Here is a 14,124-nt window from a genome sequence, read left to right as displayed (position 1 = left end):
GACTCCTCGCGGCACCCGGAAACACCCCCGACCCCGGGTCCGCGAGGAGTTCGAACGATGACGTCGAGGAACGCACCCTTCGACAGAGGGAGAGCCGCGCTGATCGCCGCGGGCATCTCCCTCGTGATGCTCTCGGCCGGGCAGACCGCCGCTGCCGGGACCACCGCCTCAGCCGTACCGGACACCTTCAAGGGCGCGGCGGCGAGCACCACCGTCACCCTCGTCACCGGCGACCGCGTCACCCTCACCGACCTCGGCGGCGGGCAGCAGACCGTCACCGTCGACCGGGCCAAGGGTGCCACCGGCGCGATACGCAGCCAGACCGTCAACGGCCGGGTCACGGTCGTCCCCGACGAGGCCCGCCCCTACCTGGCCTCCGGCGCGCTCGACCCGCGCCTCTTCGACGTCACCGGCCTCGTGGAGCAGGGCATCACCGGCGACCTGCCGCTGATCGTCAGCTACGGCGGCAAGGGCGCCCGTACCGCCGCGGTGACCCCGCGCGGTGCCGAGACCGTCCGCCCGCTGCCCAGCATCGGCGGCGCCGCCGTCACCGCCACCGACCCCGCCGCCTTCTGGCGCGGTTTCACCGCCGCCCCGAACGCCCGCTCCGCCGCCCCCGGCAAGGTCTGGCTCGACGGCCGGGTCAAGGCCGCCATGGCCGAGTCCAACGAGCAGATCGGCACCCCGAAGGCCTGGGAGGCCGGGCTCACCGGCAAGGGCGTGAAGGTCGCCGTCCTCGACACCGGCGCCGACCTCGCCCACCCCGACCTCGCGGGCCGGGTCACCGAGACCAAGTCGTTCATCGCCGGCCAGGAGGTCGCCGACCGCAACGGCCACGGCACCCACGTCGCCTCCACCGTCGGCGGCAGCGGCGCCGGCTCCGACGGCAAGGAGAAGGGCGTCGCCCCCGGCGCCACCCTCGCCGTCGGCAAGGTCCTCAGCGACCAGGGCTCCGGCTCGGAGTCGGAGATCATCGCCGGCATGGAGTGGGCCGCCAAGGACATCGACGCGAAGATCGTCTCGATGAGCCTGGGGTCCAGCGAACCGAGCGACGGCACCGACCCGATGGCCCTGGCCGTCAACACGCTCTCCGCCGAGACCGGTGCCCTCTTCGTCATCGCCGCGGGCAACTCCGGAGCCCCCGGCTCCATCGGCTCGCCCGGCGCCGCCGACTCCGCGCTGACCATCGGCGCCGTCGACTCCTCCGACGAGGCCGCCTACTTCACGAGCCAGGGCCCCCGCTACGGCGACCAGGCCCTCAAGCCCGACCTGTCGGCGCCCGGCGTGAACATCCTCGCCGCCCGCTCCCAGCTCGTCCCCGGCAGCGGCCTCTACACCTCCATGAGCGGTACGTCGATGGCGACCCCGCACGTCGCCGGTGTCGCCGCGCTGCTCGCCGAGAAGCACCCCGACTGGACCGGCGCCCAGCTCAAGAACGGGCTGATGTCCTCGTCGAAGACGCTCACCGACTCCGCCTACGCGCTCGGCTCCGGCCGGGTCGACGTGGCCGCCGCGATCGCCGCCAACGTCACCGCGACCGGCTCCGCCGACCTCGGCTTCGTCTCCTGGCCGTACGAGGAGAGCAAGCCGGTCACGAAGACCGTCACCTACACCAACTCCTCGGACGCCCCGGTCGAGTTGAACCTGGCCGTCGAGGGCATGCCGGCCGGTGTCGCCGCCCTCGCCGACACCACCCTCACCGTGCCCGCCCACGGGACCGCGAGCACCACCGTCACCGGTGACGGCTCCAAGGCCCCCGTCGGCCAGTCCTCCGGCCGGGTCACCGCCACCGCCGCCGGCACCGCCGTCGCGCACACCGCGCTCGGCCTGGTGAAGGAGGAGGAGCGCTACACCCTCACCGTCCACGTCAAGGACCGTGACGGCGCCCCCACACCCGCCTACCTCGGCGTGCAGAAGCTCGCGGCGGACGCGGACCCGTTCCCGGCCACGGTCGGCGAGTCCGGCACCCTCGAACTGCGCCTCAAGCCCGGCACGTACACCGTCGACACCTTCCTCGACGTACGCGGCTCCCACGGCAAGGACTCCCTCGGCCTCGGTCTCCTCACCGAGCCGGAGATCACCCTCGACCGTGACCGCGAGATCACCCTCGACGGCCGGCAGCTCCGCGAGATCCGCGCCGAGGTCGAGAAGCGCACCGAGACCCGCCAGCTCCTCATGGAGTTCGACCGCGACGCCAACGGCGCCTCGTACGGCGGCGCCGTCCAGGTCCCGTCGAAGTACGACTCGATCTTCGCGGCGCCCACCCGCAAGCCCGCCACCGGCACCTTCGAGTACCGGACCGTCTGGCGCCTCGGCAAGCCGTTGCTGGAGGCGAGCGTCGACGGCACCCGTCTCTCCGGCGCCACCCCGCAGGCCGGCGGCACCCTCCTGGAGGGCAGCCACCGTCTCGGCCTCGTCGACGCGGGCACCGGCACCCCCGCCGAGTACACGGGCAAGAACGTCACCGGCAAGGCCGTCCTCGTCCGGCTGACCGAGGGCGCCGACCCGACGCAGCTCGCCCAGGCCGCCCAGGACGCGGGGGCCAAGGCCCTGTTCGTCACCGACGACCAGCCGGGCCGGCTGATGAAGTGGTTCGGCACCGCCGACTACCAGGACCGGCCGCTCGCCGTCGCCACCGTCAACACCGCCGACGCGCAGCGGCTCGCCGCCGGCGCGGCCCGCGGCAAGCGCGTCGAGCTGACCGGCACCCGCTTCACCCCGTTCACGTACGACCTCTCCGAGGGACACCCCGGCGCCATCGGCAAGGACCTGGTCTTCCGTCCCGACGAGGACGAACTCGCCACCATCCGCTCCACCTTCTACGCGCCCACCAAGCGCAAGGAGCTGGGCGGCGAGTTCCGCTACTCGATCACCGACACCTTCCGGATCGGCTTCGGCTTCAAGGAGTGGATCGCCTTCCCGACCGAGCGCACCGAGTACGTCTCCACCGGCACCGGCCAGCGCTGGCACGAGTCCGTCGACCTCGGCGACTCCCTCGAAGAGCGCGGCGGCACCCCGTCCTACCGGGGCGGCAGCCGGGTGAACCTCGACTGGTTCGGCCCCGTCTGGCACCCGTGGCTGGGCACCGGCCTCGGCTGGGGCCAGCAGCGCAGCGGCAACGACCTGCGCTTCAACACCCCCGGCTGGGGCGACTCCGGCACCGACCACACCGGCTTCGGCAACGTGTGGAGCGACGACTCGATGACCCAGTACACCGAGGTGTACGTCAACGGGACCCGCGTCGACCGCAAGATGAGCTCCGGCGCCTACGCCTGGGACGCCCCGGCGGAGGAGGCGACCTACAAGGTCGTCACCGACACCACGCTCGACCCGGCGCGCTGGCGCCTCGCGGGCAAGGGCCACAGCGAGTGGACCTTCCGCTCCGCCGAGACGCCGAGCGACCGGGCCACCTACCTGCCGATGCTCAACCTCGGCTTCGACGTGGACACCGACCTCAACGGTGACGTCCGCGCCGGAAGCAAGCTGCCCGTCGGGATCTCCGCCGAGTACGTGAAGGGCGCGGCCGGCACCGGCACCATCGCCGGCGGCACCCTGGAGGTCTCCTACGACGAGGGCGCCACCTGGACGAAGGTCGCCCTCAAGAAGGCGTGGCACGGCGACGCCGCCTGGAACGGCGAGCTGCGCGTCCCGTCCGGCGCGAGCTCCGTCTCGCTGCGGGCCGGGGCGAGCGACGACCGGGGCGGCTCGGTGAAGCAGGAACTGATCCGCGCGGTGGGCGTGAAGTAGCCGATCGTACGGAGTACCGGGCCCCCTCCCGCTCGCTGCGGGAGGGGGCCCGGCTGCCTTCGCTCAACCCCCCTGGGTCAGCGCCTTCTTGAGGATCTTGCCCATGTCGTTGCGGGGGAGCGCGTCCAGATAGCGCACCACCCGGGGCCGCTTGTGCGGGGCGAGCAGGCCCGCCACGTGGTCGGCGAGCTCCGCCGCCGTCGGGGGCATCGACGCGTCCTCCGGCACCACCCAGGCCACGATCCGCTCGCCCAGGTCCGGGTCGGGCTCGCCGGTGACGGCCGCCTCCCGCACCCCGGGGTGGTCGAGGAGCGCGTTCTCGATCTCGCCCGCCCCGATCTTGTAGCCGCCGCTCTTGATCAGGTCGGTCGCCCTGCGGCCCACCAGGCGCACCGCCCCGTCCGCCTCCCGGACCGCCATGTCGCCGGTGCGGAACCAGTCGCCGTCGAAGGCCGCCGCCGTCGCCCCGGGCCGGTTGAGGTAGCCGGAGAACAGGTTCGGGCCGCGCACCTGCACCTCGCCGACCGTCTCCCCGTCGTACGCCCCGAGCAGCGAGCCGTCCTCGTCCACCAGCCGCAGCTCCACGCCCGCGAGCGGCACCCCGACGGTCCCGGGGCGCGGCTCGGCGCCCGGCAGGACGCTGGTGTTCATGAGCGTCTCGGTCATCCCGTACCGCTCCACGACCGTCCGGCCCGTCGCCGCCGCGATCCGCTCGTGGTCGTGGACCGGCAGCGCCGCCGAACCCGACACGAGGAGCCGCGCCCCGGCCATCGCCCGGACCAGGCCGGTGTCCTCGGCGAGCGCGTCCGCGAGCCGGTGGTACATGGTCGGTACGCCGAACAGCATCGTGCCGCCGCCCGCGCCGCCCAGCTCCCGCGCCACACCCGCCACCGAGAACGCGCCCAGGTGCCGGACCTCGCCGCCCCGCCGCAGCGGCCCCAGGATCCCGAGGATCAGCCCATGCACGTGGAACAGCGGCAGCGCGTGCACGAGGACGTCGTCCGCCGTCCACGACCAGGCCTCGGCGAGCGCGTCGAGCGAGGCGGCGATCGCCCGCCGGGACAGGAGGACACCCTTCGGCGGGCCCGTGGTGCCCGAGGTGTAGACGATCAGGGCGGGGGACTCGGGCTCGGCCGCCCCGGCGACCGGCGGGCCGCTCGCCGTGAGGTCCACGACGATCCGGGGGAGTCCGGCGAGTCCGGCGGGCAGCACGTCGTCGGCCCCCGTGAGCACGGCCGCGGGCTTGCTGTCGTCGAGGATGTGCGCCAGCTCCCGCTCCCCGGTCCGCGGATTGAGCGGTACGGCGGGCACGCCCGCGAGCAGGGCCCCGACCACCGCGACCGCCGTGTGCGCGGTCGGCGTGGCCCAGACGGCCACCCGCTCAGCGCCCCCGATCCGGGCCGCCACCGCCCCGGCGGCCCGCGCCAGTTCCTCGTAGGTCAGGGTGTCCGGACCGCAGCGCAGCGCGGGCCGGTCGGAATCTGTTCCGGTCACCAGGGCGGGGAAGAGCGCACTCACCGGTCGTACTCCTCGGGTCGGGACGAGGGTTGCCGGAGGCATTCTGCCCGCACGGGGGTCGCGTCAGGGCCTGGCCGCTGTGACCTTCGCCGCCTCGGGGGTCGGCGCCTCGCCCTCCGGCCGGATCCCGCGCATCCGCCCCCACGCGTACACGCAGCCCGCAAGTGCCAGGTCGGAGAGGAGCATGAAGCCGATCGAGTACGAACCCTTGGCGCTGTAGATCGCGCCCATCACCAGCGGCGGCAGGAAGCCGCCGAGCCCGCCCATCGCGCCGACGATGCCGGTCACGCTGCCGACCTTGGCCTGCGGGGTGACCTGCGAGACCAGGGCGAAGACGGAACCGCTGGCCGTGCCGAGCCCGGCCGCCATGATGAGCAGGGCGATCGTGCCGCCCGGGTTCAGCGGCGGGTCGAAGGCCTGGACGATCGCCAGCAGGGCGACCACGCCGAGCGCGGCGGCCGTGACGAGCGCCGGGTGGATCCGGTCCGAGAGCCAGCCGCCGATCGGCCGGAAGACGACGGTGACCAGAGCGAAGCCGGCCGCCTTGGTGCCCGCGTCCGTCGGGTCGAGCTCGTACCAGGTCTTCAGGTACGTCGGCAGGTAGACGCCGAACGCGACGATGCCGCCGAAGCCGATCGCGTACAGCGCCGACAGCTCCCACGTCACCCGCAACCGCCCCGCCGCGCGGAGCCGGGTCGCCAGGGAGGCGGTGGGCACGGGCCGGTCGGGCCGGTCGGTGATGAGGAACGTGGCGAGCACCGCGTACGCGGCGAGCGCGACCGCCACCACGATGAACGGCAGGTTCTCGCCGTGCTTCGCGATGCGCGGCGTGAAGTAGCCGGAGAGCGCCACACCGCCCATGCCCATGCCGAACACCCCGAGCGCGAGGCCGCGCTTGGCGGGCGGGAACCAGGAGTTGACCAGCGGGATGCCGATGGCGAACGTGGTGCCGCCGAGGCCGAGGAGGAAGCCGACGACCAGCATCAGGCCGTAGCTGTCCTTGACCACGATGAGCAGCAGGACGGGGATGATCGTCAGCGCCGAGACCAGCGGGAACATCAGCTTCGCCCCGTACCGGTCGGTCAGTGCCCCGGCCGGAATGCGCCCGAGCGAGCCCACGAGGACGGGGACCGCGACGAGCAGCGACTGCTCGAAGGAGCTGAGTTCGAGCCGGTCGCCGTACCAGCTGGCGAGGGGCGCGATCAGGTCCCACGCCCAGAAGGTGAGCGTGAAGCCGATGGTGGCCGTCGCCAGGTTGCGGTAGGCCGCCGTGGTCGGGGGCTTGGTCTCGGTGTCCACGCCACCAGTCAAGATCGGGGCGGGGTGGGCGGCGCGCGGGACTGCTCCGTACGGGTGTCCCCGTACAGGCGTCTCCCGTACGGGGACTTACGGCCAGGTCACCGCCGTCGGCGGGGTGCCGTCGTCCGCGACCCGGAGCCGGGCGCCCTCGTCCCCGGCCGACCCCCCGACCGACACCTCGACGGTGATCGCGCCGATCCCGGACCGCCGGTGCGCCGCCGCGAGCGCCCCGCGCAGGGTGGCGAGGAGCCTGCCCGCCGTCTCCTCGTCGATGAGGGTGTCGACGGCGCCGGAGAAGTGCACGGACGGCTGGAAACCGAGCAGGACCGCCGCCCCGCCGGTCTCCCGCAGCACCTTCCCCCGGAAGGAGGTCGGCGCGTCGGCCGGTGGCTGCTGGAGCGCGAAGATGGTCGTACGGACCTCCTGGATCGTGGAGTCCAGCTCGTCCACCGCCCGTCCGAGCAGCGCGTCGTCGTCGGAGGAGTCGGCCGCCCGCCGCCGGGTGGACTCCAGCATCATCTCCGTGGCGAACAGGCGCTGGACGACCAGGTCGTGCAGGTCGCGGGCGATCCGGTCCCGGTCCTCGTACACCGCGAGCCGCTCCCTGTCGTGCCGGGCGTCCGCGAGTACCAGCGCGAGCGCCGCCTGCGAGGCGAACTGTGAGGCGAGGAGCCGGTCGACCGCCGTGTACGGCCGGTCGCCGCGCCGGCGGGGGAGGGCGAGCGTGCCGATGAGCTTTCCGCCGCTCTGCAGCGGCAGCATCATCGACGGGCCGAAACGGGACCGGACCGGGGTGGTCATCCGGGGATCCGTCGCCGAGTCCTCGATGAACACGGGCTCACCACCGAGCAGTTGGACGAGCACGGGGGAGCCGGGCGCGATGGCCGTCCCGACCAGATCGCCGGGGTCGTCCGTCGTCGAGGCGGCGACGATCTCCATGCCGCCCTCCAGGGTGGGCTGGAGGACCACGCCCGCCGAGGCGCCGGCGAGGATGCGGGCCTGCTCGGCGACGGTCATCAGCGCGTTCTCGGCGGTCGCGCCGGTCAGCAGGGCCGTGGTCACCGCGGCCGCGCCCTCGATCCAGCGCTCGCGCTGCCGGGCGGTCTCGTACAGCCGGGCGTTGCCGATGGCGATGCCGGCCTGGGAGGCGAGGACCCGCAGCAGGGACAGGTCCTCCTCGGTGAAGCCGCCGTCGCGCTTCTCGGTGAGGTACAGATTGCCGAAGACCTCGGTGTGCACCCGGATGGGGACGCCGAGGAAGCTGTGCATCCCGGGGTGCCCGGCGGGTACGCCGGACGAGCGCGGGTCGGCCGTCAGGTCGTCGATCCGCAGCGGCTGCGGGTCCTCGATCAGGACGCCGAGCAGCCCGGTGTGGCCGTCGGGGAGGCGGCCGGCGTGCTGCCGCTCCTCGTCCGTCATGCCGGAGGTGAAGAGCTCGGTGACGCGGCGGCGCTCGGGGTCGACGACCCCGAGCGCGCCGTAGCGGGCCCCGGTCAGTTCGGTGGCGGAGTCCACGATGCGCTGGAGGGTGGAGCGGAGTTCGAGGTCCGTGCCGACGCTGAGGACCGCTTCGAGCAGCATGGGCAGGCGGGGCGCGTCCTCGTCCGTGTCCTCATCCATGATCGTCATGATCTCATTGTCGTACGAATCATGAGGTTTCGCCGGGAGTGTCCGAGGGCTCGCGGGGGTGTCCGACGGGCTCACCGGGAAGGAGTGACGGATCTTCAGTCCTCGTCCGCCGGCGGGTTCTGCTCCGCCAGCGGGTCGAGGACCATCGGCTGGACCTTGCCCTCCAGCATCGCGCCGAGGCCCAGGATCGCGCAGATGTCCGGGCGTTCGGCGATGTGGACGGGCATGCCGGTCGCCTCGCGCAGCATCTGGTCGAGCCCCGGCAGCAGGGCGCTGCCGCCGACCATCATGATCCCGCGGTCCGCGAGGTCGGCCACCAGGTCCGGCGGGCAGTCCCGCAGCACCTTCCCGATGCCGTCGAGGACCGCTGTCAGCGGCGTGTGGATGGCCTCCCGTACGGCGGCGGTGTCGACGGTCACCGAACGGGCCAGGCCCGTGGCGACGTCACGGCCGTGGATCTCGGTCCAGGCCGGGCCGTGGGGCGTCAGACCGTTGCCGCTGAGGGCGAGTTGGAGCGGGCGTACCGACTGGCTCGGCAGCATCAGCTCGTGGTGGTGGCGCAGATGCTGGATGACGGCGTGGTCGATGGCGTTGCCACCGACCGGCATCCGCTCCGCCGTGACGATCGAGCCGAGCGAGAGGACCGCGACCTGCGTGGTCGCCGCCCCGCACACCAGGATCATGGTGGCGGTCGGCTGCTCGACCGGAAGGCCGCAGCCGACGGCCGCCGCGATCAGCGTGTCGACCAGCTCGACGCGACGGGCCCCGAGGCCGACGAGGGTCTCCACGGCGGCGCGCTGGGCGAGCGGGTCGCTGTCGTGCGGGGTGCAGGCGGCGGCGCGCAGCCGGGGCTTGCGGCGGAGCTGGCGGCGCAGCTTCTCGCCGAGGAGGTGACGGAGCATCCGCTGCGCCATCTCGATGTCGACGACCGTGCCGCCCGAGACCGGGCGGACGACCCGGATGTAGTCGGGGGTGCGGCCGGTCATCTTCTCGGCCAGCGCGCCGACGGCGATCAGCGCTCCGGTACGGGTGTTGACGGCGGCGACGCTCGGCTCGTCGACGACGAGTCCGGCGCCCTTGACGAAGACCCGGGTGCGGGCGGCACCCAGGTCGACGGCGACATGGCAACGACGCAGCTGCTCAAGGCTGACGGTCACGGCGGATCCTCCGGAGTGCGGTGCTGGCACGGGCGAGGTGGTTCGCGTTTCGCGGTCCTGTTCGCATCGTCCGGCCGTCCGGGGCGCGGCGCGCGCTGGGCTGCGCCGCCCGGGGCCCGGCCGGGTTCACCCGGCAGGACGTACCGAAGCGGGAGAATCACGACGCACTGCCGACGACCTGCGGTTTCCTCACAGAATCCTCACTTCCGCGCCTACCTGTGGCCGTACCCGGCCGCATAGCCTGCGGGCCCCATGGACTACTGCCACGCGTGCCGGCGGCATCTCAACGGGGCTCTCGCCTGTGCCGGGTGCGGGACTCCCGTCGAGGAGCTGCGGTACGAGACCCCCCGCATACCCGGCCGGCCGGTCGAGCGCGACCAGCCGTTCCAGCCGGTCGAACCCGTCGTGCCCGCGTCCGAGTACGGGCCGGCGCCCGAGCACGTCTACGAGCTCGACGTCCTCGAACCGCCCCGCCCGGCCCCCGGCGGCCGCCGCGCCGCCAGGGAGGCCGCGCGGGGTCGGTCGGCCGACCGGGGCCGCGCCGCCGACCGGGGCCGCGCCGCCACCCGCAAGGGCCGACGCGCGCGGAGCCGCCGGGGCCGCACGGTCCTGGTGGGAACCCTCGGCCTGGTGCTCGCGGCGGGGACGCTGAGCCTGGCGCGGCTCGCCCTGGAGGAACCGGAGCGTGGCGGCGCCGCCATGGCGGTGGAGGAACTGGACGTCACCGAGTCCCCCCTGGCCCCCGAGCCCGTCGAGACCACCGCCGTCCCGGACGGCGGCGCGCCGTCCCCGGTCTCGGCCACGCCGACCCGCCCCCGCCAGGTGAGCGCGGATACGGGCTCGGGCAAAGGCGTGGGTTCGGGTTCCGGCTCGGGCGGGGGTACGGGCACTGGCTCGGGTTCAGGGTCCGGCTCCGGTACGGGATCGGGTCCGGGCACCGGTACGGGGAGCGGGGACGGGGGCACGCCCGAGGACCCGCCGACGCCCACCGACCCGGTGACCCGGCCGTCCAGTCCCACCGCGAGCCCGTCCGCGACGAGGGCCGACACACCCCCGTCCGCCACGTCGACCCCGACCGGCCCCGCCCCCTCGACGACGGGCCCCACCCCCAGCAGCTCCCCGACCCCGACCCCGAGCCCGACCCCGGAGTGCACCCGCTTCCTGTGGTGGTGCGTCTGACCGGTCGGACGGGCGTCGGTCGGGTCCGGTGCGTCTTCCCGGCCGGACGGCGTCGGTCGGCGGCCGGTGCGTCTGACCGGTCGGACGCGCCGGTAGGCATCAGCCGGCCTCGGGCCTGCTGAACTCCTCGATCAGCACCGGGTACTGCTCCCCGCCGTGGCCGGCCGCGATCGCACGGTCCGCCATCGCCTTGAACAGCTTCGGGAGTTCGGCGTTGACGCCCAGCGCCTCGCTCTCCCCGATCAGGTGCTCCATCGCCCGCGCGTCGGTCTCCAGGGCCGACACCTCGGCCGGGAACGAGCCACTGTCGATCTGTTCGGCGTACCCCGGCAGCCATTCGGCCACTCCGGCGGCCATCTGCCGGGCGAACGGCGCGTACGTCGCCGCGTCGACCCCGGCCGTCCTCAGCATGGCCGTGCCCTGGAGCCAGGCGTTCAGGACGCTCCACATCATGGCCAGGCCGGCCACGTCGTACAGGGACGCGAGCCCGTGGTCCTCGCCGAGGTGGGTGACCGTGCCGAGTGCTCCGAGGGTGGAGCTGTGGGCGTCGAAGTCCGCCTTCGGGCCGCTGTGCAGGATCATCGCCTCGGCGGTGCCGATCACCGGCGGTACGGCCATGATCGCGCCGTCCAGGTAGCGGGCGCCGCGCTCCTCGGCCCACCGGGCGGCTTCCCGGGCCTGGGTCGAGTCGCCCGAGGTGAGGTTGATCAGCGTCGTGCCGTCGAGCTTCACGTCGTTCGCGTCGAGCAGCTCGCGCACGGCCCGGTAGTCGGTGAGGCAGACGATCGTGAGCGGGCTCGCGTCGAGCGCGGCGCCGATCGACGGCGCCAGGAGTGCGCCTTCGGCCACCAGCGCGGCGGCCTTGGAGCTCGTACGGTTCCATACGGTGGTGCGGTGTCCGGCCCTGAGGAAGGCGCCGGCGAGGGCCTGGCCCATCAGGCCGAGTCCGATGATGGTCACGGGTGCGGCTGTTCTGTCGGTCATGGCAGCATCGTGAACGTTGATACCGGTGTGAAGGTCAAGCGAGCGAGGTCGGGGTTGCGATGCGGATCGGGGAATTAAGCCGTCGGACGGGCGTCCACGCCCATCAGTTGCGGTACTACGAGGCACAGGGCCTCCTTGAGGCCGACCGGGGCACCAACGGGTACCGCGCGTACGACGAGAGCGCCGTGCTCCGGGTGAAGCAGATCCGGCACCTGCTCGGCGCCGGCCTGTCCTCCGAGGACATCGCGTACCTGCTGCCCTGCGCGGTCGGCGAGGTCCCGGAGCTGGCGGGCTGCCCCGAGCTGCTGGCCGCGATGCGGTCGCGGATGCGGCGGCTCGACGACCAGATGGAGCGGATCGCCCGGTCCCGTGACGCGCTCGCGGTGTACATCGACGCGGCCGAGCGCATGGGCGCGGAGGCCTATCCGCCCTTCGACGGCTCCGACGACCGGGAGCCCGTCCCGGCCTGAGCGGTGACCCCTCTCCAGGGCCTGCGCTACGGTCCGCCGGACATTCCCTAGACGCCGAGCATCCGCTTCAGCAGGTCCCGCAGCAGCGTGCGCTCGGCCTCGGTCAGCTCGCCGAGCGGCTCCCGTGCGAAGTCCAGGGACTCGCGCAGCCGGCGGGCCGTCGCGCGGCCCTCCTCCGTGGGGACGGCCAGCTTGACGCGGCGGTCCGCCGGGTCGGGGCGCCGCTCGACCAGGCCACGGGCCTCCAGGCGGTCCACGATCCCGGTGATGTTGGACGGCTCGCACTTCAGCTTCTGGGCGATGCGGCGCATCGGCAGCGGGTCCAGCGAGAGCAGACCGAGGACGCGTGCCTGCGCGCCGGTCAGCGCGTGCTGCGCGGCCGCCTGCTCGTACTCCTCGTAGTAGCGCGCCACGACCGTGCCGATCAGCTCGACGACTTCGAGGGTCAGGGGGTCCGTGCGTGAGGTGGCCATGAGGTCCATGCTACCCAGATACTTGACAACATAAAATATCTAGGCGCATGGTTGTTTCAGTAGCTGAACCTTTTGTGACCTGAAGCTTTTCTGGAGGCCGTGCTCATGTCCGTTCTTCCCGCGTCCAGCCGTGAGTGGCACCTCGTCGCCCGTCCGCACGGCTGGCCCACCCCCGCGGACTTCGCCCTGCGCGAGACGCCGGTCGCCGAGCCCGCCGAGGGCCGCATCCTGGTGCGCAACCTGCACTTCTCCGTCGACCCGTACATGCGTGGCCGCATGAACGACGTGAAGTCCTACATCCCCCCGTTCAAGCTCGACCAGCCCATGGACGGCGGCGCGGTCGGCGAGGTCATCGCCTCGAACGCCGAGGGTTTCGCCGTCGGCGACCACGTCCTGCACGGTCTCGGCTGGCGCGAGTACGCCGACGTCCCGGCCCAGCACGCCACCAAGGTCGACCCGGCGCTCGCCCCCCTCTCCGCCTACCTCGGCGTCCTCGGCATGACGGGCCTCACCGCCTACGCCGGCCTCTTCGAGGTCGCCTCCTTCAAGGAGGGCGACGCGGTCTTCGTCTCCGGCGCCGCCGGAGCCGTCGGCAGCCAGGTCGGCCAGATGGCGCGCCTCAAGGGCGCCTCCCGGGTGATCGGCTCGGCCGGCTCCGACGAGAAGGTCAAGTTCCTCGTCGAGGAGCTCGGCTTCGACGCCGCCTTCAACTACAGGAACGGCCCGGTCAAGGACCAGCTCCGCGAGGCCGCCCCGGACGGCATCGACGTCTACTTCGACAACGTCGGCGGGGACCACCTCGAAGCCGCGATCTCCTCGCTCAACGTGCACGGCCACGCCACCATCTGCGGCATGATCGCCCAGTACAACGACACGGAGCCGGTCGCGGGCCCGCGCAACATGGCGATGATCATCGGGAAGCGGCTGCGCCTCCAGGGCGTCCTCGTCGGCGACCACTACGGCCTCCAGCAGCAGTTCGTCCAGGAGGTCGGCGGCTGGCTCGCCTCCGGCGAGCTCAAGCACCGCGAGACCTTCGCCGAGGGCATCGAGAACGGCGTGGACGCCTTCCTCGGACTGCTCCGCGGCGACAACACCGGAAAGATGATCGTCTCGGTGACCGGTTAGGCTTCCCTCAGCCGTCGCGGTCGTGGGCGCGAGTCGCGGCGAACCCATGAAGGAAGTACCTCGCATGCCGATCCAGCACTCCGACGTCCTCTACACCGCCGTCGCCACCGCCGAGGGCGGGCGTGACGGCCGTGTCGCCACCGACGACGGCAAGATCGACTTCGTCGTGAACCCGCCCACGGTCATGGGCGGCTCCGGCGCGGGCACCAACCCCGAGCAGCTCTTCGCGGCGGGCTACAGTGCCTGCTTCCAGGGCGCGCTCGGTGTCGTCGCCCGTAACGAGAAGGCCGACATCTCCGGCTCGACGGTCACCGCCGAGGTCGGCATCGGCAAGAACGACGACGGCTTCGGCATCATCGTCAAGATCTCGGCGACCATCCCGAACGTGGACGCCGAGACGGCGAAGAGCCTGATCGAGAAGGCCCACCAGGTCTGCCCGTACTCCAAGGCGACCCGTGGGAACATCACGGTCGAGCTCGCGGTCTGAGCCCGGACCCGCAGCACCGGAAGCGCTGACCGAGGACCGCATCCCGACCGCCGTCG

Annotated in this window: 11 protein-coding genes; 5 read left to right on the top strand and 6 right to left on the bottom strand. The window is 72.9% G+C overall.

Translation table 11 applies throughout. From position 1 onward, the window contains the following. The first annotated feature begins 57 nt into the window (after window positions 1-57). Window positions 58-3,747, top strand: a complete 3,690-nt coding sequence (locus tag OG462_RS15420) for a S8 family serine peptidase (protein WP_406058008.1) — start codon at window positions 58-60, stop codon at window positions 3,745-3,747. A gap of 63 nt (window positions 3,748-3,810) precedes the next feature. On the opposite strand, the gene OG462_RS15415 is transcribed toward OG462_RS15420, so the two are convergent. From OG462_RS15415 to OG462_RS15400, 4 genes are all read right to left on the bottom strand, one after another. Further along, window positions 3,811-5,265 (bottom strand): acyl-CoA synthetase, encoded by a 1,455-nt coding sequence (locus tag OG462_RS15415; protein WP_406058007.1) that lies wholly within the window; start codon window positions 5,263-5,265, stop codon window positions 3,811-3,813. A 63-nt stretch (window positions 5,266-5,328) separates the two neighbouring features. Beyond that, window positions 5,329-6,564: a nitrate/nitrite transporter gene (locus tag OG462_RS15410; protein WP_406058006.1), complete on the bottom strand. Its 1,236-nt coding sequence runs from the start codon at window positions 6,562-6,564 to the stop codon at window positions 5,329-5,331. Window positions 6,565-6,651: 87 nt separating this feature from the next. Next, a complete protein-coding gene (locus OG462_RS15405) occupies window positions 6,652-8,193 on the bottom strand; it encodes a GAF domain-containing protein (protein ID WP_406058005.1) in 1,542 nt (513 codons plus the stop codon). 95 nt (window positions 8,194-8,288) lie between these two features. Next, window positions 8,289-9,350, bottom strand: a complete 1,062-nt coding sequence (locus OG462_RS15400; protein ID WP_406058004.1) for a rod shape-determining protein — start codon at window positions 9,348-9,350, stop codon at window positions 8,289-8,291. A 252-nt stretch (window positions 9,351-9,602) separates the two neighbouring features. On the opposite strand from OG462_RS15400, the gene OG462_RS15395 reads away from it, so the two are divergent. After that, on the top strand, window positions 9,603-10,529 hold the full coding sequence (locus OG462_RS15395) for a hypothetical protein (RefSeq protein WP_406058003.1): 927 nt from the start codon (window positions 9,603-9,605) through the stop codon (window positions 10,527-10,529). A gap of 99 nt (window positions 10,530-10,628) precedes the next feature. Here the strand turns inward: OG462_RS15395 and OG462_RS15390 are convergent, their stop codons facing one another. Beyond that, window positions 10,629-11,513, bottom strand: a complete 885-nt coding sequence (locus OG462_RS15390) for an NAD(P)-dependent oxidoreductase (RefSeq protein ID WP_406058002.1) — start codon at window positions 11,511-11,513, stop codon at window positions 10,629-10,631. 59 nt (window positions 11,514-11,572) lie between these two features. Here OG462_RS15390 and OG462_RS15385 point away from each other — a divergent pair, with 59 nt between their 5' ends. Further along, window positions 11,573-11,983, top strand: coding sequence for a MerR family transcriptional regulator (locus tag OG462_RS15385; protein WP_406058001.1), 411 nt, complete (start codon window positions 11,573-11,575; stop codon window positions 11,981-11,983). A gap of 47 nt (window positions 11,984-12,030) precedes the next feature. Here the strand turns inward: OG462_RS15385 and OG462_RS15380 are convergent, their stop codons facing one another. Continuing rightward, window positions 12,031-12,456, bottom strand: coding sequence for a MarR family winged helix-turn-helix transcriptional regulator (locus OG462_RS15380; RefSeq protein WP_406058000.1), 426 nt, complete (start codon window positions 12,454-12,456; stop codon window positions 12,031-12,033). A gap of 105 nt (window positions 12,457-12,561) precedes the next feature. Here OG462_RS15380 and OG462_RS15375 point away from each other — a divergent pair, with 105 nt between their 5' ends. Together OG462_RS15375 and OG462_RS15370 are read left to right on the top strand one after the other, a co-directional pair. After that, window positions 12,562-13,581 carry an NADP-dependent oxidoreductase gene (locus OG462_RS15375; protein ID WP_406057999.1) on the top strand — a complete coding sequence of 340 codons (1,020 nt, stop codon included), beginning with the start codon at window positions 12,562-12,564 and terminating at the stop codon, window positions 13,579-13,581. A gap of 64 nt (window positions 13,582-13,645) precedes the next feature. Beyond that, window positions 13,646-14,068, top strand: coding sequence for an organic hydroperoxide resistance protein (locus OG462_RS15370; RefSeq protein WP_406057998.1), 423 nt, complete (start codon window positions 13,646-13,648; stop codon window positions 14,066-14,068). Window positions 14,069-14,124 lie beyond the last annotated feature (56 nt).

This window comes from Streptomyces sp. NBC_01077 (genome assembly GCF_045162855.1).
Lineage (GTDB): Bacteria > Actinomycetota > Actinomycetes > Streptomycetales > Streptomycetaceae > Streptomyces.
Note: the sequence above shows the minus strand (reverse complement) of the source record. Positions and strands in the feature narration are given on the sequence as shown.

Excerpts from the sequence above, each read along its gene's own strand:
- OG462_RS15420 (WP_406058008.1), top strand. The coding sequence starts at position 58 with ATGACGTCGAGGAACGCACCCTTCGACAGAGGGAGAGCCGCGCTGATC.
- OG462_RS15405 (WP_406058005.1), bottom strand. The coding sequence starts at position 8,193 with ATGACGATCATGGATGAGGACACGGACGAGGACGCGCCCCGCCTGCCC.
- OG462_RS15395 (WP_406058003.1), top strand. The coding sequence starts at position 9,603 with ATGGACTACTGCCACGCGTGCCGGCGGCATCTCAACGGGGCTCTCGCC.
- OG462_RS15390 (WP_406058002.1), bottom strand. The coding sequence starts at position 11,513 with ATGACCGACAGAACAGCCGCACCCGTGACCATCATCGGACTCGGCCTG.
- OG462_RS15385 (WP_406058001.1), top strand. The coding sequence starts at position 11,573 with ATGCGGATCGGGGAATTAAGCCGTCGGACGGGCGTCCACGCCCATCAG.
- OG462_RS15380 (WP_406058000.1), bottom strand. The coding sequence starts at position 12,456 with ATGGCCACCTCACGCACGGACCCCCTGACCCTCGAAGTCGTCGAGCTG.
- OG462_RS15375 (WP_406057999.1), top strand. The coding sequence starts at position 12,562 with ATGTCCGTTCTTCCCGCGTCCAGCCGTGAGTGGCACCTCGTCGCCCGT.
- OG462_RS15370 (WP_406057998.1), top strand. The coding sequence starts at position 13,646 with ATGCCGATCCAGCACTCCGACGTCCTCTACACCGCCGTCGCCACCGCC.